Consider the following 18560-nt stretch of genomic DNA (forward strand, 5'->3'; position numbering starts at 1 on the left):
ACCCGTGTCACCCCTGCTGAGCAGGCAGGACGTGCTTCGCCGCGATCGATCTGGCGGTGTCCGAGTCCGGGCCGGGCCGCGGTACGAAGATGGCCTCGCGGTAGTAGCGCAGCTCGGCGATCGACTCCCGGATGTCGGCGAGGGCGCGGTGGTTGCCGTTCTTCTCGGGGCTGTTGAAGTAGGCGCGGGGGTACCAGCGCCGGGCGAGCTCCTTGATGGAGCTGACGTCGACGATCCGGTAGTGGAGGTAGTCCTCGAGGGTCGGCATGTCGCGCAGCAGGAACCCGCGGTCCGTGCCGACCGAGTTGCCGCACAGCGGGGCCTTGCCGGGTTCTTTGACGTGCTCGCGGACGTAGGAGAGGACCTGGTCCTCGGCGTCCTGCAGCGTCGTGCCGCCGGACAGCTCCGCCAGCAGCCCGGACGCGGTGTGCATCTGACGCACCACCTCCGGCATCGTCTCCAGGGCCTGGTCCGGCGGCCGGATGACGATGTCGACTCCTTCGCCGAGTACGTTCAGCTCGGAGTCGGTGACGAGGGCGGCCACCTCGATGAGCGCGTCGTCGGACAGCGAGAGGCCGGTCATCTCGCAGTCGATCCACACCATGCGATCGTTCATGCGACCACCCTAAAGCTGGCGCTTGCTTTTGGTGTGACCGGTGTCGGGGTTGGTGTACCCAGGGGGTTGCCGCCCCCTGGGCCCCCACTTCGGCCCTGAAGGGGCCTCGTCCTCAAACGCCGGACGGGCTGGCGTCCGCCCGGCGTTCCGAGGTCAGGTTCCGCTGCGTTGGCCCGGCACGCTCGCACGGCCGGCCAGGTACGCCTCGCGGCCGTTCTCCGCGGACGCGGTCGCCGCCGACAGGGACGGTCCCGCCCCCACCGCGCTCGCCGCCGCCCGCCGGCTCTGCAGCGGCACCGGTTGGTCGGGGTGCAGCAGGGGCGGCGGGCCGGACGCGCTGTCGACGTCGGCCGGCTTGTCGCTCTGCGGACGCCGGGCCCGGTACGCGGCGCGGTAGGCCGCCGGCGACGAGCCCAGCTGACGGCGGAAGTGGCCGCGCAGCGCCACCGGCGAGCGGAAGCCGCAGCGGCCCGCGACCTCGTCCACCGAGTAGTCCGACGTCTCCAGCAGACGCTGTGCCTGCAGCACCCGCTGCGTGATCAGCCACTGCAGCGGGGCGCTGCCCGTCAGCGACCGGAAACGGCGGTCGAAGGTGCGGCGGCTCATGTACGCACGCGCGGCGAGCGTCTCCACGTCGAACTGCTCGTGGAGGTGCTCCAGCGCCCAGGCGACGACCTCGGCGAGCGGGTCGGCGCCGATCTCCTCTGGTAAAGAGCGGTCCAGGTAGCGTTCCTGGCCTCCTGTCCGGCGCGGTGGGACCACCAGGCGGCGGGCGAGCGCGCCGGCCGCCTCGTTGCCGTGGTCCGTGCGGACGATGTGGAGACAGAGGTCGATTCCGGCCGCCGTACCGGCCGATGTCAGTACGTCTCCGTCGTCGACGAAGAGTTCCCTCGGATCCACGTGCACCGACGGATAGCGCTTGGCCAGCGTCGGTGCGTACATCCAGTGCGTCGTCGCGGGGCGGCCGTCCAGCAGGCCCGCCGCCGCCAGGACGAAGGCGCCGGTGCACAGCCCGACTATGCGGGCGCCCTCCTCGTGCGCCCGGCGCAGAGCGTCGAGCGCATCCTCCGGCGGCGGTGAGGTGATCGAGCGCCAGGCCGGCACGACGACCGTCCCGGCGCGTGAGATCGCCTCCAGGCCATGTGGCGCGGTGAGTTCCAGGCCCCCTGTGGTCCGCAGCGGGCCTTCCTCGCCGGCCGCCACCAACAGGCGGTAGCGCGGCACGCCGGCGTCCTGGCGGTCAATCCCGAACACCGACAGCGGAATGGAACTCTCGAAGATGGGGCCGCCGCTGAACAGCAGCACCGCGACGATCTCCTTGCGGCGTCGCCCGGAAAGCTTCCGGGCCGCGGCTTCCGGCGCGGCGGTGGAGTCGTGGCTCATACTGCTAAGCCCCCCTCGGTGGTCGCGGCTCCTCGGTTGTGTCGCTCCTGCACGTTTCCCCTCGGTCCTGCACGAGTCCCCCGCCGTAAGACGTCAAGATCGAATCTACTGTGTTGCGTGGTGCCGGGGTGACCCAGTTCGGGAACCGGCACATTGTCGACATGGCAACTTGGCGTGAAGCATTCGATCACGAAGCGTTGCACTCGTGGGCCGTGCAGGGAAGTGCGCCTTGTCGCAGTGGCCAATCCACATAGGGTACGCGGGGCCCCGTACCCCCTTTCCGTGCAGGTCGAACGGGGGTTGGGGGGTGGTCCGGGGGCGGGATGCGCGGGTGCCGGAAGTTGGCTGAAAAGCGCCGGGCGCGTGCGCGGAAACCGGTCAGCCGACCGGTGTGCTTCCGCCGGTGTGACGTCCGCCTCGGTGAGCGCCCGTACCCGTTCTGTGACGGCGACCGCGGTGGGGTGCGCTCTCCTCGGCCGGGAGCCGGGCCGCGCCCCGTTCGGACCGGCGCAGCAGCAGTCGGCACACCGCTGTGACGGCGGCGAGGCCGAGGGCGGTTCCCGCCGCTCCGGCGAGCGAGGTGCCGTACCAGAGGAGGACCACGGGCACCAGCACGCAGCTGAAGGCCGCCCAGCGGACGACGTCGGTCGCCGGGTTCTCGGGCGGGCGGGACGGGTCGGGGACGTGGGACGGTCCGGGCATGCGTGCTCCCTGGGGGAAGGGTCACGCAGTTCAACGCGTGTTCGACCGGTCGGTCACTGCACGTTCGTGTCGGATCGCGGCCCGCGACGGATGAATCCTGTGCGAACCGCCTGTACAGCGCAGCAACCATTGCGTTACGGGCGCCCCCTCGTGCATGCTCCCTGGAACCCCCACCGACGGAGGGCGAGATCTGGGCTAAGGAGGCGTGCCGCCGTACCCTTGGGGGTATGGGGCGGGAAAGATGATTCCCGGACAGCTCCGCCGCACACTGTCGTCCCTCCCACAAAGGATCAAAACGCCGAGACAGCCATGGCCGGTCACGAATTCTTCGAACCCAGGGACCGCAAGCGGCCCGTCGCCGACCCCACGGCGGCCGAGCCCCTGGCGGCGGAAGAGCCACGCCATTCCTGCGATCCCGCCTTCAAGCACGGCGTGGTCGTCGGCTTCGACGGCTCCACGTCCAGTGAGCGCGCCCTCGCGTACTCCATCGGCATGGCCCACCGCTCCGGCTCGGGCCTGATCATCGTGCACGTCGCCAACCGGCTCCCCACCACGGTGTGGGCGGGCTGTGAGCCACCGGTCTTCGTGGACGTGCCGGACCACCGGACCGAGGTGCTCGGCCTCGAACTCGCCTGCGCCGACTACCTCGCCGAAGTGCCCTGGATCCTGGTCGAGCGCGGCGGTGACATCTGCCACGAACTCGAAGAGGTGGGGCGCGAGTACGAGGCCGACGCGATCGTCGTCGGGTCCACGCACGGCATCGTCGGACGGATCTTCGGCTCCGTCGCGGGGCGGCTCGCCAAGCGGGCGAAGCGGCCCGTCATCGTCATCCCCTGAGCTCTCCGCTCTCCCAACTCCCTTGTGCAGCGCGAAACTACTCGCGCGTAGAGGTGTTTGTGCCTTTGTGAAGGGCATACCTCTTGCGCGACGCGCTGCAGGCCGGGGGGTGACGGCCGCCGGCTGACGCAGCGGCGGACCGGAGCGTTGGGCGGCTCCGGTCCCTGAAGGAACGACCCCCTGTGTTGGTGGCACACAGGGGGTCGTTCACGTCCGCGCCGTTGAAGTCCGGCCGCGCACAGGGCGGTTGCCGCCGGGCGGTGCTACTCCACCGTCACCGACTTCGCGAGGTTCCTCGGCTTGTCGATGTCCCGGCCGAGGGCAAGTGCCGTGTGGTAGGCGAGCAGTTGGAGCGGGATGCCCATCAGGATCGGGTCCAGCTCGTCCTCGTTCTTGGGCACCACGATCGTGTGGTCGGCCTTCTCCTGGGGCTGGTGGGCCACCGCCAGGATCCTGCCGCTGCGGGCCTTGATCTCCTCCATCGCGGCGCGGTTCTTCTCCAGCAGGTCGTCGTCGGGGACGATCGCCACCGTGGGGAGGGCCGGCTCGATGAGGGCCAGGGGGCCGTGCTTGAGCTCGGAGGCGGGGTAGGCCTCCGCGTGGATGTAGGAGACCTCCTTGAGCTTCAGGGAGGCCTCACGGGCCACCGGGTAGCCGCGGACCCGGCCGATGAAGAGCATGGAGCGGGCCTCGGCGTACTGCTCGGCCAGCTTCTTGATCTCGTCCTCGCGCTGCAGCACCTCGGTGATCTGCTCGGGCAGCTTGCGCAGGCCCTCGATGATGCGCTTGCCGTCGCGCACCGAGAGGTCCCGGGTGCGGCCCAGGTGCAGGGCGAGCAGGGCGAAGGCGACCGTGGTGTTCGTGAAGCACTTCGTGGAGACGACGCAGACCTCCGGGCCGGCGTGGACGTAGATGCCCGCGTCCGCCTCGCGCGCGATCGCCGAGCCCACCACGTTGACGATGCCGAAGACCCGCGCGCCCTTGCGCTTGAGCTCCTGGACGGCGGCCAGGACGTCGTAGGTCTCGCCGGACTGGGAGACGGCGACGTACAGGGTGTCGGGGTCCACGACCGCGTTGCGGTAGCGGAACTCGGAGGCCGGCTCGGCGTCCGCGGGGATGCGGGCCAGCTCCTCGATCATCTGGGCGCCGATCATGCCCGCGTGGTACGAGGTGCCGCAGCCGAGGATCTTCACGCGGCGGATCTGCCGGGCCTCACGGGCGTCCAGGTTCAGGCCGCCGAGGTGCACGGTGGAGAAGCGGTCGTCGATGCGGCCGCGCAGGACGCGGTCGACCGCCTCGGCCTGCTCGTGGATCTCCTTGTGCATGTAGGTGTCGTGGCCGCCCATGTCGTAGGAGGCCGCCTCCCACTCCACGGTGGTCGGCTCCGCCGTCGTACGGGTGCCCTCGGTGGTGAAGGTGCGGAAGTCGTCGGCCTTGAGGGTGGCCATCTCGCCGTCGTCGAGGGTCACTATCTGCCGCGTGTGGGCGACCAGCGCGGCGATGTCCGAGGCGACGAACATCTCCTTCTCGCCGATGCCGAGGACGACCGGGGAGCCGTTTCGCGCCACCACGATGCGGTCGGGGAAGTCGGCGTGCATCACGGCGATGCCGTACGTGCCCTCGATGACCCGCAGGGTCTCGCGGACCTTGTCCTCCAGCTTCTCGGCCTGCGAGCGGGCGATCAGGTGGGTGAGAACCTCGGTGTCGGTCTCGGAGAGGAACTCGACGCCGTCCGCCTCCAGCTTGCGGCGCAGGTCGGAGGCGTTGTCGATGATGCCGTTGTGGACGACGGCGACCTTGTGGTCGGCCGACATGTGCGGGTGGGCGTTCACGTCGGACGGGGCGCCGTGGGTGGCCCAGCGGGTGTGGGCGATACCGGTGGTGCCCTTGAAGCGGGCCGGGACCTTCGCCTCCAGGTCGCGCACCCGGCCCTTGGCCTTGACCATCTTCAGGCCGGCCGTCTTCGGGGAGGTGACGACGATGCCCGCCGAGTCGTAGCCGCGGTACTCGAGCCGCTGCAGGCCCTCCAGCAGGAGGGGAGCGACGTCACGCTTCCCGATGTATCCGACGATTCCGCACATGTATTAGGTATCCCGTTTCTCTGGCCGTAGAGGTCAGCCGTAGACGATGCGGCGCAGCTGCCTGAGCGTGAGCTCCGGCGGAGCCACCGCACGGTAGTGCAGGTCCGCCTCGATCCGTTCGAAGATCTCCGCGTTCACCAGGCCCTGGGCCTGCAGCTCGCGGTGGCGGCGACGGACGTACTGCGTGGTCGTCTCGTCGAAGTAGGCGAGCACGTCCTGGATCACCCGCAGTGCCTCGCCCCGGCTCAGAGGCGTGGACCGCGTCAGATGATCAACGAGTTCGTCGTGCACCCGGTAGATCCTGAGGTACGAGCGAGGCTTTCGCAAGAATCCTGCCCGATATCGGGCAAGGTTCTGCAGAGGTTCTTTGGGGTTCTCATGAACCTCTGTTTGCGGTCTGGCCATCCGGCGTCTTGTGTCCGGTCGCCCGTGTGGACGAGTTTCAGACGCCATGGACATTCCTCGTATGGGCGTACCCGAGAAGCTCGCCGAGCGCATGAGCATGGCCGAGCAGCACGAGTACCTGCGCGCCAGATTCTCGCGGCGCAACCTGATGAGAGGCGGAGCCGTCACGCTCGGCGCCGTCGCCGGTGGCGCGTTCGTGCCGGGCGCGGTCGCCCAGGCCGCCGTGCCGACCCAGAGCAGCGCCCGGGCCGAGTACGTCGACGGCGCGCTCGTCGCCCCCTTCGGCCGCCACCTCGCCTTCGGCAACGACCCGCGCACGGAGATGACGATCTCCTGGCAGGTCCCGGTCGCCGTGAAGAAGCCCTTCGTCCGCGTCGGCGCCCACCCCTGGGACCTCTCCCGCAAGATCGAGGCCGAGGTCCGCAGCCTCTACACCCCGGCCGGCGTCGGTGCGAGCGGCGACCACACGCAGTACTACCTGCACGCCCAGCTCACCCACCTGCGCCCCGGCCGCACGTACTACTACGGCGTCGGCCACGAGGGCTTCGACCCGGCCGAGTCCCACCTGCTGGGCACCCTGGGCACCTTCACCACGGCTCCCGACCGCAGCAGGCCGTTCACCTTCACGGCCTTCGGCGACCAGGGCGTCAGCTACCACGCGCTGGCCAACGACAGCCTGATCCTCGGCCAGAACCCGGTCTTCCACCTGCACGCGGGCGACATCGCCTACGGCGACCCGGCCGGCCAGGGCAGGACCACCGACACCGGCTTCGACTCGCGCACCTGGGACCAGTTCCTGTACCAGACCGAGTCGGTCGCCAAGTCGGTTCCGTGGATGGTGAGTTACGGCAACCACGACATGGAGGCCTGGTACTCGCCCAACGGCTACGGCGGCGAGGAGGCCCGCTTCACGCTGCCCGACAACGGGCCGGACAAGGCCAACCTGCCGGGCGTGTACTCCTTCGTCTACGGCAACACGGCGATCATCTCGCTCGACCCGAACGACGTCTCCTACGAGATCCCGGCCAACCTCGGCATCTCCGGCGGCACCCAGACCACGTGGTTCGAGGGCCAGCTGAAGAAGTTCCGCGCCTCGAAGGACATCGACTTCGTCATCGTCTTCTTCCACCACTGCGCCTACTGCACCTCCACCGCGCACGCCTCGGAGGGCGGCGTACGGCAGGAGTGGGTGCCGCTGTTCGAGAAGTACACGGTGGACCTGGTCATCAACGGCCACAACCACCAGTACGAGCGCACCGACGTCATCAAGGGCGACAAGGTCACCAAGAAGCTGCCGATCGGCGAGACCGCGTACCCCGAGACCGAGGGCGTCGTCTACGTGACGGCGGGCGCCGCCGGCCGCAGCCTGTACGCGTTCAGCGCGCCCGACTCCTACGAGGGCCACCTGAACGAGCGCGACTCCGTCGCCTCCTTCGTCAACACCAAGGACGGCAAGGTCAACGAGACCGTCGCCTGGTCCCGGGTGCGCTACCTCAACTACTCCTTCCTGCGCGTGGACGTCGAGCCCGCCTCGAAGGGGCGTTACGCCAGGCTGAAGGTGTCGGGCATCGCCGAGACCGGTGACCGGATCGACCACTTCACGGTGGCGCGCAGGGCCAAGTAGCCCCGGGCGGACAAGCGGCGGGCGGTCCTCACATGCGCTTGAGGATCGCCTGCTTGGCCATCTGGAACTCCTCGTCCGTCAGCACGCCCGTGCGGTGCAGCTCCCCGAGCTCGCGCAGCCGCCGCAGCAGCGCGTCGTGGTCGTCCCGAGGCGCTTCGGGCAGCTGCTTCGGCGGCTCCTCGGCCGTCGTCGCCCCCGACGGGTGCGGCAGCCGCGCCTGCACGGCCGCCGCGACCAGGGCCATCAACGGGTCCTTCTTGAAGCCCCACAGCTCCACGGAGTTGGGGTCGTACTTGGCCGGCGCGCTCGTCCCCGCGCCCCGCACCGCGAACCGCAGATGCCCGTTCTCCAGGCCGACGGCCGGCTGCCACTCCACCCCGAGCAGATCGCCGACGGCGAGCGTACGGGCGCCGGCGGCGGCTTTGGCGTCCTCCGTCTTCCAGTTCCACTCCAGGCGTACGCGTTCGCCGTCGAAGCTCGCCGTGCCGTCCCCGGCGGAGACCGACAGCGGGACGGAGGGGCCCGGCAGCAGGTACTCGGTCACCGGCTCGGAGGGGACATCGTCCAGCAGCAGGGCGCCGCGGACCTCGTCCACGAAGTACTCGGCCACCCCGTAGCGGTCGGACTCCACGAGCAGTTGGTAGGGGTCGTTGGGCTCGGTCAGACGGCCGCCGGAGGCGTGCAGCAGCGGGTCGGCGCCGTCGCGCAGCCGCAGCCTGAGCCGCCCCGACTTCTTGCCCTGCTCGAACGAGACACCGGCCAACGCGCCCAGCGGGACGACGAGTTCACCCAGAGTCCGGCGGAGAAGGCTGACGTTTCTGTCCCGTCCGGGCGTCAGTCGCAGGGCGTCGCCGTCGAAGGCCCACGTGCCGTCCTTCTGGATGATTTCCGCCATGGGGGGATTGTTTCACCGGTTGTGCGGGAGAGTGGTCTCTACCAATCGGAGGGAGTGCATGTGAGACTGCACCGCGTTCTGGGATCGCTGCTGCTCGTGGCGGCGGCAGGCACCTTCACGGCAGGAGCGACCACGGTGACCTCGGTGACGAAAGAGAGTCCGGCCCCCCTCGGCCGGGTGGTTCCCGCGCCCGAGTCGGTCAGGCCGGGCGGTCTGCCGTACCGCATCACCGACTCCACCGTCATCCGCGTCGACGACTCCCTGAAAGCACGTCGGCTCGGCCAGTACCTCGCCGACATCCTGCGCCCGTCGACCGGCTACCGGCTGCCCCTGGTCACGCATGGCAGCACCGGCATCCAACTGCGCCTGACCCACGGCCGGTTCGGGGCGGAGGGCTACCGCCTCGACAGCGGACCCGACGGCGTCCGCATCACCGCCGACGAGCACGCCGGCCTCTTCCACGGCATCCAGACCCTGCGCCAACTGCTCCCGGCGGCCGTCGAGAAGGACTCCGTACAGCCCGGGCCGTGGCTGGTCGCGGGCGGCACGATCACGGACCGCCCGCGCTACGCCTACCGCGGCGCGATGCTCGACGTCTCCCGCCACTTCTTCACAGTGGCCCAGGTCAAGCGCTACATCGACGAGCTCGCCCTCTACAAGATCAACAAGCTGCATCTGCACCTCAGCGACGACCAGGGCTGGCGCATCGCGATCGACTCCTGGCCCCGCCTCGCCACCTACGGCGGCTCGACCGAGGTCGGCGGCGGCGAGGGTGGCTACTACACCAAGGCCGACTACAAGGAGATCGTCCGCTACGCGGCCTCCCGCTACCTGGAGGTCGTCCCGGAGACCGACATGCCCGGCCACACCAACGCGGCCCTCGCCTCCTACGCCGACCTCAACTGCGACGGAGTGGCACCCCCGCTCTACACCGGCACCGACGTCGGGTTCAGCTCGCTGTGCGTCGGCAAGGAGCTCACCTACGACTTCGTGGACGACGTCATCCGCGAGCTGGCGGCGATCACGCCGGGCCGCTATCTGCACATCGGCGGCGACGAGGCGCACTCCACCAGCCACGAGGACTACGTGAAGTTCATGGACCGGGTGCAGCCGGTCGTCGCCAAGTACGGCAAGACCGTCATCGGCTGGCACCAGCTGACCGGCGCACACCCGGCCAAGGGCGCCCTCGCCCAGTACTGGGGCCTGGACGACACCAGTGCCGCGGAGAAGGAGCAGGTCGCGAAGGCCGCGCAGCACGGCACCGGGCTGATCCTCTCGCCCGCCGACCGGATCTACCTCGACATGAAGTACACCGAGGACACCCCGCTCGGCCAGGACTGGGCCGGCCTGGTGGAGGTCCGGCGGTCGTACGACTGGGATCCGGGCGACTACCTTCCCGGAGCGCCGAGTTCGGCGGTCAAGGGTGTCGAGGCACCGCTGTGGACCGAGACGATCGCGACGAGCGCCGACATCGACCAGATGGTCTTCCCGCGGCTCGCGGGTGCCGCCGAACTCGGCTGGTCGCCGGCTGCCACGCACGACTGGGACGCCTACCGGGTACGGCTCGCCGCGCAGGGGCCGCGCTGGGACGCGCTGGGCATCGGGTACTACCGGTCGCCGCAGGTGCCGTGGCCCGCGCGGTAGGCCGCTGATGCCGGACGGGCACCCCGCAGGACCGTACTCCGGGGTGCCCGTCCGCCGTGATCAGAACCGCGCGACCGGATTGTCGAGGGTTCCGACCAGCTGGAGGGCGCCCGACGGGTCCGCCAGGTCGACCATCTGCCGGTTGTCGCGCAGCTGCAGCCGGTTGAGGCAGGACAGCGCGAACTCGGGCGCGAACAGGTCGTACCGCTCGAACTTCTCGGCCAGTTCGGGCACCGACGCCTGGTACTCGCGGGTGACGTCGGCGACCGTCCGCCAGAAGTCGTCCTCCTCCAGGACCCCCTGGTCGGCGAGGTTCGCGGCGAGGAAGCGGAAGAAGCAGTCGAAGACGTCGGTGAAGATCGACAGCAGCTTCTTGTCCTCCGGCACCTCGACCCGGATCCGCCGCACCTCCGGCGGCAGCACCGCGTCCGGGTCCATGACGGCGATCTCCTCGGCGATGTCCTTGTAGATCGCGCGCTGTACGGCACCGCCCCGCAACACGAGGATCACGTTCTCGCCGTGCGGCATGTAGACCAGGTCGTAGGCGTAGAAGCTGTGCAGCAGCGGCACGAAGTAGGCCCGCAGGTAGCCGCGCAGCCACTCGGCCGGCGCCAGGCCCGACCGCTCGATCAGGGCCGCCGCGAACGACGCGCCCTCGTGGTCGACGTGCAGCAGGGAGGCCATCGTGGCGAGCGACTCGCCCTCCCGCAGGCCGGCCGCCGGGCTCTCGCGCCACAGCGCGGCGAGCATCTTGCGGTACGGCGAGTAGCGGTCGGTCGCCTTCTCGTACTCCAGGTGCCGGTAGCCGACGGCGGCCCGCTCCCGGATGATCGTCAGCCCCGTCGCCTTCAGTACCGGGTCGCCCTCGACGAGCTGGGCCAGCCAGTCGTTGATCGCCGGGGTCGCCTCCATGTACGCGGCCGACAGCCCGCGCATGAAGCCCATGTTGAGGACGGACAGGGCCGTCTTCACGTAGTGCTTCTCGGGGTGGGATCGGTTGAAGAAGGTCCGGATGGACTGCTGGGCCAGGTACTCGTCGTCGCCCTCGCCCAGACAGACCAGGTTGCGGCGGGCCACCTCGGCGGCGAAGGTGACGGTGAGCTTGTTCCACCACTGCCAGGGGTGCACGGGGATGAACAGGTAGTCGGCCGGGTCCAGACCCTGCTCGGAGAGGACGCGGTGGAATCGCTCGACGGTCGCCTCGCCCAACTCGCCGCGCACGAACGCCTCGTACTCGATCCCGACGCCCGCGGTGAAGGCCGCGCGGGAACGGTGGGCGGCCAGCCACACCAGACGGACCGGGCTCGCGGCCTCGGGGGCGTACGACAGGTACTCGTGGATGCCGAAGCCGAGCCGGCCGTTGTTGGCGACGAAGCAGGGGTGGCCCTCGGTCATGCCGGTCTCGATGGCCTGGAACCCGGAGCGGGCCAGCTCGGCGACCGGTATCCGCGGCTTGGTGAGCTTGTAGCAGGTGCCGGAGAGGGTGGAGGAGATCTCCTCCAGGTAGACCGGGAGGTTCTCGTCGCTCAGGCCGAGGGTGTCCTTCAGCTCGATGAAGAAGTCCAGTGCGGCGAGGGGGAGTTCGGCTCCGTCGCGGGTGCGCGAGAGGGAGGCGGGGTCGATGTGCCAGTGGTCGAGGGCGCGGCGGACGGCGGTGAAGCGGTAGCGGGTCAGGCCGTCGTCGCCGCGGACGACGTACTCCTCGCCGTCCTTCTCGGGCGTGATCAGCCGCTCGTGTGCGAACTCGGCCAGGGCCTTGCGGATCAGGAGGCGGTTGGCCTGCTCCCAGCGTTCGGGGGTGAGGTGGGCGACGGCGTCGGCGAGGGTCACGCCAGCACCGCCTTCTCGAACCGCTCGCGTGTGCAGAAGCTCAACAACGCCCTCTTCTCCGGCTTCTGGATCTCCTGCTCGGGCACGAACCCGACGGCTTCGTTCAGGGCGTGGACGGCCTTGTTGGAGACGTCCGGTTCGACGACCACACGCCTGACCGCCGGGTCCTGGAAGAGGTGCGCCATGACGGCGGTGATGACGGCGCGGGTGAAGCCGTGGACGGGGGTGTCGGTGGGCGGAGTGAGGAAGTGCATGCCCACGTCCCCGGGCAACGGCTCGTACAGGCCGACGAGTTCGCGGTGGGCGGGGTCGTACGTCTCCATGAGGAACGCCGGCACGCCGTCGGCGCCGAGCCCGAGCAGGGCGTGGTGGTGCTCGTCGGCCGCGATCTCCATGTAGGCCCGCTCGACGTCCTCCAGCCTCGCGTCCTGCATCATCCAGAAGGCCGCCTTGGGATGGGTCACCCAGGAGTGCAGGAGCTCGGCGTCGCGCAGCGGGTCGAGCGGACGGAAGGTGAAGGTCATACGGCGAACTCCTGGAAGGCGATGGTCTTTTCGACCGGGTAGTACTCGGTGCCGAGCAGCTCACGGATGATGTAGCTGTTGCGGTAGGCGCCCATGCCCAGGTCGGGGGACGTGACGCTGTGCGTGTGCACGCCGGCGTTCTGCAGGAAGACACCCCGGCCCGTGCTGTCGATGGAGTAGTTGCGGGCGATGTCGAACCGGCCGTGGCCGTCGAAGCGGAGGCGGTCGCGGATCGGGGCGAGGAAGGCCGGCGGTTCGTAGTGGTAGCCGGTGGCGAGCACCAGGCCCTCGGTGCGGATCTCGAAGTCCTTGTCCTGCTCGTCCTGGTGGAATCCGAGCGTGAACTGGCCGTCCTCGTAACGGGCCTGCGTCAGGGAGGAGTTGGAGAGCAGGCGGGTGGGGACCGGGCGGTCGCCGCTCTCGACGTCCTTCTGGTACAGGAGGTCGAAGATCGAGTCGATCAGGTCCGAGTTGATGCCCTTGAACAGGCCCTTCTGCTGCTTCTCCAGCCGGTAGCGGGTCTCCTCGGGCAGCGCGCGGAAGTAGTCGATGTAGTCCGGGGAGGTCATCTCCAGGGTGAGTTTGGTGTACTCCAGCGGGAAGAACCGGGGGGAGCGGGTGACCCAGTTGAGCTCGTAGCCGTGGACGTCGATCTCGGCGAGGAGTTCGTGGTAGATCTCCGCGGCGCTCTGGCCGCTGCCGACGACCGTGATCGACGCCTTGCGCTGCAGCTCCGCCTTGCGGTGCGCGTACTGCGCGGTGTGGATGTGGTCGCCGTCCAGGTCCCGGCAGGGCTCCGGGACGAAGGGGACCGTACCGGTGCCGAGGACCAGGCGGCGGGCGCGGAAGGCGTCGCCGGCCTCGGTGCGCACGACGTACAGCCCGTCCTCGTACGTCACCTCGCGGACCGTCGTGCCGAACCGGACGCTGCCGAGTTGGCCTGCCGCCCAGCGGCAGTAGTCGTCGTACTCGACGCGCAGCGGGTAGAAGTTCTCGCGGATGTAGAACGAGTACAGCCGGCCGCGTTCCTTCAGGTAGTTGAGGAAGGAGTAGGGCGAGGTCGGGTCGGCGAGGGTGACCAGGTCCGACATGAACGGGGTCTGCAGGTGGGCGCCGTCCAGGAACATGCCCGCGTGCCACTCGAAGTCCGGCTTGGACTCCAGGAAGAGGCCGTCGAGTTCGGCGATCGGTTCGGTGAGGCAGGCCAGGCCGAGGTTGAAGGGGCCGAGCCCGATGCCCACGAAGTCGTAGGTGTGCACGGCGGGTTCAGGAAGCGCGGTCAAGGGACTCTCCCAGGTACTGCTCGGCGTGGCCGGCGATCAGGTCGAGGACGGCGGCGATGTCCTCGGCCGTCGTCTCTGGGTTGAGCAGGGTGAACTTCAGGTAGTGGCGGCCGTGGACCTTGGTGCCCGCGACCACGGCGGCCCCGGAGGCGAACAGGGCCTTGCGGGCGTGCAGGTTGACGCGGTCGATCTCGGCCGGGTCGGTCACGGCCGCCGGGACGTAGCGGAAGACCAGGGTGGACAGGGTCGGCCGGACGACGACGTCGAAGCGGGGGTCGGCGGCCAGCAGCCGCCAGCCCTCCTCCGCCAGGTCGCAGACCTCGTCGAAGAGCTCGCCGACCCCGTCGGCGCCCATCACCCGCAGCGTCATCCACAGCTTGAGGGCGTCGAAGCGGCGGGTGGTCTGCAGGGACTTGTCGACCTGGTTGGGGATGCGCTCGGTGACCATGCGGCGCGGGTTGAGGTACTCGGCGTGGTAGGTGGCGTGGCGCAGGGTCGCGGCGTCGCGGACCAGGACGGCGGACGAACTCACCGGCTGGAAGAAGGACTTGTGGTAGTCGACCGTGACCGAGTCGGCGCGTTCGATGCCGTCGATGCGGTCCCGGTACTTCAGGGAGGCCAGCAGTCCGCAGCCGTAGGCGGCGTCGACGTGCATCCAGGTGCCGTACTGGGCGCACAGTTCGGCGATCTCGGGCAGCGGGTCGATGGAGCCGAAGTCGGTGGTGCCGGCGGTGGCGACGACGGCCATGGGGATCAGGCCGTCCTCGCGGCAGCGCTCCAGTTCACGGGCGAGGGCGACGGTCTGCATCCGCTTGTCGTGGTCGACGGGGACGGTCACGACGGCGTCCGGGCCGAGGCCGAGCAGTTTCGCGGACTTCTGCACGCTGAAGTGGCCGACCTCGGAGGCGAAGACGCGCAGTCGGGCCGGGGAGTCGGTCTTGGCCTCCTCGCGGGCGAGCAGCAGCGCCTGGAGGTTGGACTGGGTGCCGCCGGAGGTGAACACGCCGTCGGCGCCGGCGCCGAGGCCGATGCGGGCGGCCGTCCAGTCGATGAGCCTTCGCTCGATCAGGGTGCCGCCGGCCGACTGGTCCCAGGTGTCCAGGGAGGAGTTGACGGCGGACAGGACGGCCTCGCCGAGGACGGCCGGGATGACGACCGGGCAGTTGAGGTGGGCGAGGTAGCGGGGGTGGTGGAAGTAGACCGCGTCGCGGAGGTAGAGCTCCTCCAGCTCGTCCAGGACCGCGCCGGTGTCGCCCAGGGGCCGGTCCAGGTCGACGGCGTCGATCCGGGGGGTGAGGGCGTCGACGGTGGCACCGGTGAACGGACGGTCGGTGGTGGCGAGTTTGGCCGCCACCCGCTCTACTCCTTCGGTCACGGAGCGGCGGTAGTGCTCCGCGGTGAGGTCATTGAGCAGGTGCGAGCGCATGTGGGGGCCCTCCGGTGGGGAGTCCGTGCGGGGTGGGAGAGAGAAGGAAGCAGCGGCTTCAACTTAGGTTAGCCTAACCTAAGTTATGAGTCTTTCTCGTCCTCTCTCTCCCGTGACCGCCGTCACTCCTGTGCGCGCAGCTCCTCCTCGCTCAGGCCCTGCCGCCAGTACCCGACGAAGGTGACCCGTCGGCGGTCGATCCCGCGCTCGCGCACGAAGTGCCGGCGCAGCTCCTTCACGCAGCCCGACTCGCCCGCGATCCACACGTACGGCTTGTGTGCGAGCGGGAGCTGGGCGGCGCGCAGGGCGTCGAGGGCCAGGGGAGAGCACGGGGCGGGGCCGTCGTCCCGGACCAGCCAGGTGATCTCGGCGTCCGCGGCCGTCGGCAGGTCCTGGATGTTCCCGGCGTCGCGCACCTCCAGCCAGACCCGGACGGGCATGCCGGGCGGCAGGGACTCCAGGACGGACGAGACCGCGGGAAGGGCGCTCTCGTCACCCCACAGGACCATGAGGTCGGTGTCCTCGGGCGGGCGGAAGCGGATCGCGCGGTTGTCGGCGATCGCCGGGCCCAGGATGAGCACGTTGTCACCGGCCGCCGCCCGGGAGGCCCAGGCGGAGGCGGGGCCGGCGGGGGTGTGCAGCGCGAAGTCGATGTCGACCTCGTCGGGATCGCGCCGCAGCGCCCGGAGCGTGTACGACCGCATCACGGCCCGTACGTCGTCCGGGAGTTCGCGCCAGGCCTGCCACCAGCCGTCCCCGAGGTCGAGCGGCACCACGGGCGCCGACTGGCCGGGGTGCGGCACGAACAGCGACAGCGACTGGTCGAGGCCGTGGGAGAGACAGTGCGTCAGGTCCTCGCCGGTGAAGGTGACCCGGACCAGAGACGGGCCGAGCCGCCTCGTCCGGGTCACCTGCAGGGAGAAGAAACGGAACGGGGCGGCTACGGCCGTAGTCATGTCAAGCGACCTTCTTCGCCTTCTCGATGGCCTCGGCGAGGCCCGTCAGCAGGGGCGTGCACTTGTCGTAGGACAGGATCGGCTCGGGGTTGCGGGCGATGACCTGGCCCGCCTTGACCGCGGGGAGCTTCTTCCAGGTCGCCTCGGTGATGTCGGCCGGCTGGATGGCCGAGGTGCGGTTGTCCATCATGATGATGTCCGCCGCGTACTTGTCGACGTTCTCCCAGCTCAGCGACTCGTACCAGCCGCCGCCCTTCGCCTTCGCCTTCTCCGGCGGCTCGACGAGGTTCACGCCGAGGGCCTTGAAGTACTCCAGATCGATGGAGAGGTTGGAGCCGGAGACGTAGAACAGGTCCTGGCTCGCGGAGCCGGCCAGCACCTTGATGTCCGGGTTGGCCCTGGTGGCCGCGCGCAGCCGGGCGGCGGCGTCCTCGAAGGCCTTCTTCGCCGCGGTCACCTTGCTCGAAGCGGTGTCCGCGCCGAGGGACTCGGCGAGCTGGAGCATCCGCTGCAGCGGCTCGGTGAGCTGGCGGTCGTAGACGGAGATGCCGACGCTCGGCGCGCCCACGGCGAGGATCTTCTTCTTCGACTCCTCCGGGACGTACCAGAGCGTGCCGGCGTCGTCGAACATCGTGGAGATCAGTGCGTCGGGCGCGAGGGCCGCGTACTTCTCGATGTTGAACTGGCCCCACTCGTTGCCGAGGACGGTGACCTTGCTGACGTCCATGTCGCCGGCCTGGACGTCGGCCTTGCCGTCCTTGGTCCTCGTCGGGCCGAAGACCCCCTTGGCCTGGATGCCGTAGTCGTACAGCGCGGCCGCGACACCGACGAAGGCGACGATGTTCGAGGGGACCTTGTCCGCCTTCGCGGTCTGGCCGCGGTCGTCCTTGAAGGACCAGGGGCCGGACTTGGCGGCCGCCGTCCCGCCGCTGCCCGTGCTCCCGTTTTTCGCGTCGTCGTCCCCACAGGCCGCGAGCGCGGCGCCGAGGCCGAGGGCCCCGCCCGCGGCGAGGACGCCGCGTCGGGAAAGGTGGGTGGCACGGGCATTGGGCATGGGTGTGACTGCTTTCGAACGGGGCGGAGCGCCCGCCGGACAAGTTCGAATGTAGGTTAGCCTAACCTCACTCGTTGTCCAGGGGGCGGTACGCTCCGCGCCGAGCCTGTGAGCAGCCTGTGCCGCTACGCCCTTCGGGTCAGCCCGTGAGCCCCAACTCGCGGGCGATCAGCATCCGTTGCACCTCGCTCGTGCCCTCCCCGATCTCCAGGATCTTGGAGTCGCGCCACATACGGGCGACCGGGTACTCGTTCATGAAGCCGTAGCCGCCGTGGATCTGGGTGGCGTCACGGGCGTTGTCGACGGCGATGGTGGAGGAGTGCAGCTTTGCCAGGGCGGCCTCCTTCTTGAAGGGAGCCCCGGACACCAGCCGGGCCGCCGCGTCCCGCCAGGCCAGCCGGGCCGTGTGGGCCTTCATCTCCATGTCGGCGATCTTGAACTGGATGGCCTGGTTGGCGCCGATCGGCCGGCCGAAGGCGTGCCGCTCCTTGGCGTACTTCACCGACTCGTCCACGCAGCCCTGGGCGAGCCCGGTGGCGAGCGCCGCGATGGCCACCCGGCCCTCGTCGAGGATGCGCAGGAACTGGGCGTAACCACGGCCCTGTTCGCCCAGGAGATTGGCGGCCGGGACCCGCACGTCCTGGAAGGACAGCTCACGGGTGTCCGAGGCGTTCCACCCGACCTTCGAGTAGGGCGCCGCGACCGTGAAGCCCGGGGTGCCGGACGGGACGATGATCGAGGAGATGAGCGGCCTGCCGTCCGGCTTGCGCCCGGTGACCGCGGTGACCGTCACCAACCCCGTGATGTCGGTGCCCGAGTTGGTGATGAAGCACTTCGTGCCGTTGATCACCCATTCGTTCGTCGCCTCGTCCAGGCGGGCCGTCGTCCGGGTCGCCCCGGCGTCACTGCCGCCGTCCGGCTCGGTCAGGCCGAAGGCGCCGAGGACCTCGCCGGAGCACAGCCGGGGCAGCCACTGGGCCTTCTGCTCCGGCGTGCCGAAGAGATGGATCGGCATGGCGCCCAGGGAGACGCCCGCCTCCAGGGTGATGGCCACCGACGAGTCGACGCGGGCCAGTTCCTCCAGCGCCACGCCCAGCGCCAGGTAGTCGCCGCCCATACCGCCGTACTCCTCGGGGAACGGCAGCCCGAACAGGCCCATGCGGCCCATCTCGCGGACGATCTCGTACGGGAACTCGTGCCGCTCGTAGAAGTCGCCGATCTTCGGCGCCACGACGTCGTGGGCGAACTCCTCGACCGTACGGCGGAGTTCCTCCAGTTCGGGGGAGAGACGGAAGTCCAT

The 18560-nt window shown here is 69.7% G+C and carries 16 protein-coding genes; 3 read left to right on the forward strand and 13 right to left on the reverse strand.

Annotation, left to right across the window (positions count from 1 at the left end; translation table 11 throughout):
* Positions 1-7: 7 nt before the first annotated feature.
* From orn to ACQF4J_RS28400, 3 genes are all read right to left on the reverse strand, one after another.
* Complete coding sequence (orn, locus tag ACQF4J_RS28390; RefSeq protein ID WP_351565568.1) at positions 8-616, reverse strand: oligoribonuclease; 609 nt, start codon at positions 614-616, stop codon at positions 8-10.
* Positions 617-769: 153 nt separating this feature from the next.
* The gene (locus tag ACQF4J_RS28395) at positions 770-1999 is read right to left on the reverse strand and encodes a helix-turn-helix domain-containing protein (RefSeq protein ID WP_351565571.1); all 1230 of its coding nucleotides are present in this window, start codon (positions 1997-1999) and stop codon (positions 770-772) included.
* Positions 2000-2377: 378 nt separating this feature from the next.
* Positions 2378-2701, reverse strand: coding sequence for a hypothetical protein (locus tag ACQF4J_RS28400; RefSeq protein WP_351565574.1), 324 nt, complete (start codon positions 2699-2701; stop codon positions 2378-2380).
* A gap of 309 nt (positions 2702-3010) precedes the next feature.
* On the opposite strand from ACQF4J_RS28400, the gene ACQF4J_RS28405 reads away from it, so the two are divergent.
* A complete protein-coding gene (locus ACQF4J_RS28405) occupies positions 3011-3538 on the forward strand; it encodes a universal stress protein (RefSeq protein WP_351800285.1) in 528 nt (175 codons plus the stop codon).
* 263 nt (positions 3539-3801) lie between these two features.
* Here the strand turns inward: ACQF4J_RS28405 and glmS are convergent, their stop codons facing one another.
* Together glmS and ACQF4J_RS28415 are read right to left on the reverse strand one after the other, a co-directional pair.
* The gene (gene glmS / locus ACQF4J_RS28410; protein ID WP_351565580.1) at positions 3802-5619 is read right to left on the reverse strand and encodes a glutamine--fructose-6-phosphate transaminase (isomerizing); all 1818 of its coding nucleotides are present in this window, start codon (positions 5617-5619) and stop codon (positions 3802-3804) included.
* A gap of 33 nt (positions 5620-5652) precedes the next feature.
* The gene (locus ACQF4J_RS28415; RefSeq protein ID WP_142152164.1) at positions 5653-5910 is read right to left on the reverse strand and encodes a hypothetical protein; all 258 of its coding nucleotides are present in this window, start codon (positions 5908-5910) and stop codon (positions 5653-5655) included.
* 175 nt (positions 5911-6085) lie between these two features.
* On the opposite strand from ACQF4J_RS28415, the gene ACQF4J_RS28420 reads away from it, so the two are divergent.
* Positions 6086-7648, forward strand: coding sequence for a purple acid phosphatase family protein (locus ACQF4J_RS28420; RefSeq protein ID WP_351565583.1), 1563 nt, complete (start codon positions 6086-6088; stop codon positions 7646-7648).
* Between the two features lie 28 nt (positions 7649-7676).
* On the opposite strand, the gene ACQF4J_RS28425 is transcribed toward ACQF4J_RS28420, so the two are convergent.
* A complete protein-coding gene (locus tag ACQF4J_RS28425; protein ID WP_351565592.1) occupies positions 7677-8543 on the reverse strand; it encodes a DUF4429 domain-containing protein in 867 nt (288 codons plus the stop codon).
* 60 nt (positions 8544-8603) lie between these two features.
* Here ACQF4J_RS28425 and ACQF4J_RS28430 point away from each other — a divergent pair, with 60 nt between their 5' ends.
* Positions 8604-10187 (forward strand): beta-N-acetylhexosaminidase, encoded by a 1584-nt coding sequence (locus ACQF4J_RS28430; protein WP_427167093.1) that lies wholly within the window; start codon positions 8604-8606, stop codon positions 10185-10187.
* A 60-nt stretch (positions 10188-10247) separates the two neighbouring features.
* Here ACQF4J_RS28430 and ACQF4J_RS28435 read toward each other — a convergent pair whose 3' ends face one another.
* From ACQF4J_RS28435 to ACQF4J_RS28465, 7 genes are all read right to left on the reverse strand, one after another.
* Entirely contained in the window at positions 10248-12017 is a 1770-nt protein-coding gene (locus ACQF4J_RS28435; protein ID WP_427167094.1) for an IucA/IucC family protein, read from the reverse strand.
* The gene (locus ACQF4J_RS28440) at positions 12014-12541 is read right to left on the reverse strand and encodes a GNAT family N-acetyltransferase (protein WP_351800291.1); all 528 of its coding nucleotides are present in this window, start codon (positions 12539-12541) and stop codon (positions 12014-12016) included. The genes ACQF4J_RS28435 and ACQF4J_RS28440 overlap by 4 nt, the downstream gene beginning before the upstream one ends.
* The gene (locus tag ACQF4J_RS28445; RefSeq protein WP_351800294.1) at positions 12538-13824 is read right to left on the reverse strand and encodes a lysine N(6)-hydroxylase/L-ornithine N(5)-oxygenase family protein; all 1287 of its coding nucleotides are present in this window, start codon (positions 13822-13824) and stop codon (positions 12538-12540) included. The genes ACQF4J_RS28440 and ACQF4J_RS28445 overlap by 4 nt, the downstream gene beginning before the upstream one ends.
* A complete protein-coding gene (gene desA, locus ACQF4J_RS28450) occupies positions 13808-15250 on the reverse strand; it encodes a lysine decarboxylase DesA (RefSeq protein ID WP_351565611.1) in 1443 nt (480 codons plus the stop codon). Before desA ends, ACQF4J_RS28445 begins: the two co-directional genes overlap by 17 nt.
* A 122-nt stretch (positions 15251-15372) precedes the next feature.
* Complete coding sequence (locus ACQF4J_RS28455; protein WP_427167096.1) at positions 15373-16206, reverse strand: siderophore-interacting protein; 834 nt, start codon at positions 16204-16206, stop codon at positions 15373-15375.
* Between the two features lies 1 nt (position 16207).
* A complete protein-coding gene (locus ACQF4J_RS28460; RefSeq protein ID WP_427167098.1) occupies positions 16208-17260 on the reverse strand; it encodes an ABC transporter substrate-binding protein in 1053 nt (350 codons plus the stop codon).
* A 139-nt stretch (positions 17261-17399) separates the two neighbouring features.
* On the reverse strand, positions 17400-18560 hold the full coding sequence (locus ACQF4J_RS28465; RefSeq protein WP_351565620.1) for an acyl-CoA dehydrogenase family protein: 1161 nt from the start codon (positions 18558-18560) through the stop codon (positions 17400-17402).

This window comes from Streptomyces sp. C1-1 (assembly GCF_050214755.1).
Classification (GTDB): Bacteria; Actinomycetota; Actinomycetes; order Streptomycetales; family Streptomycetaceae; genus Streptomyces.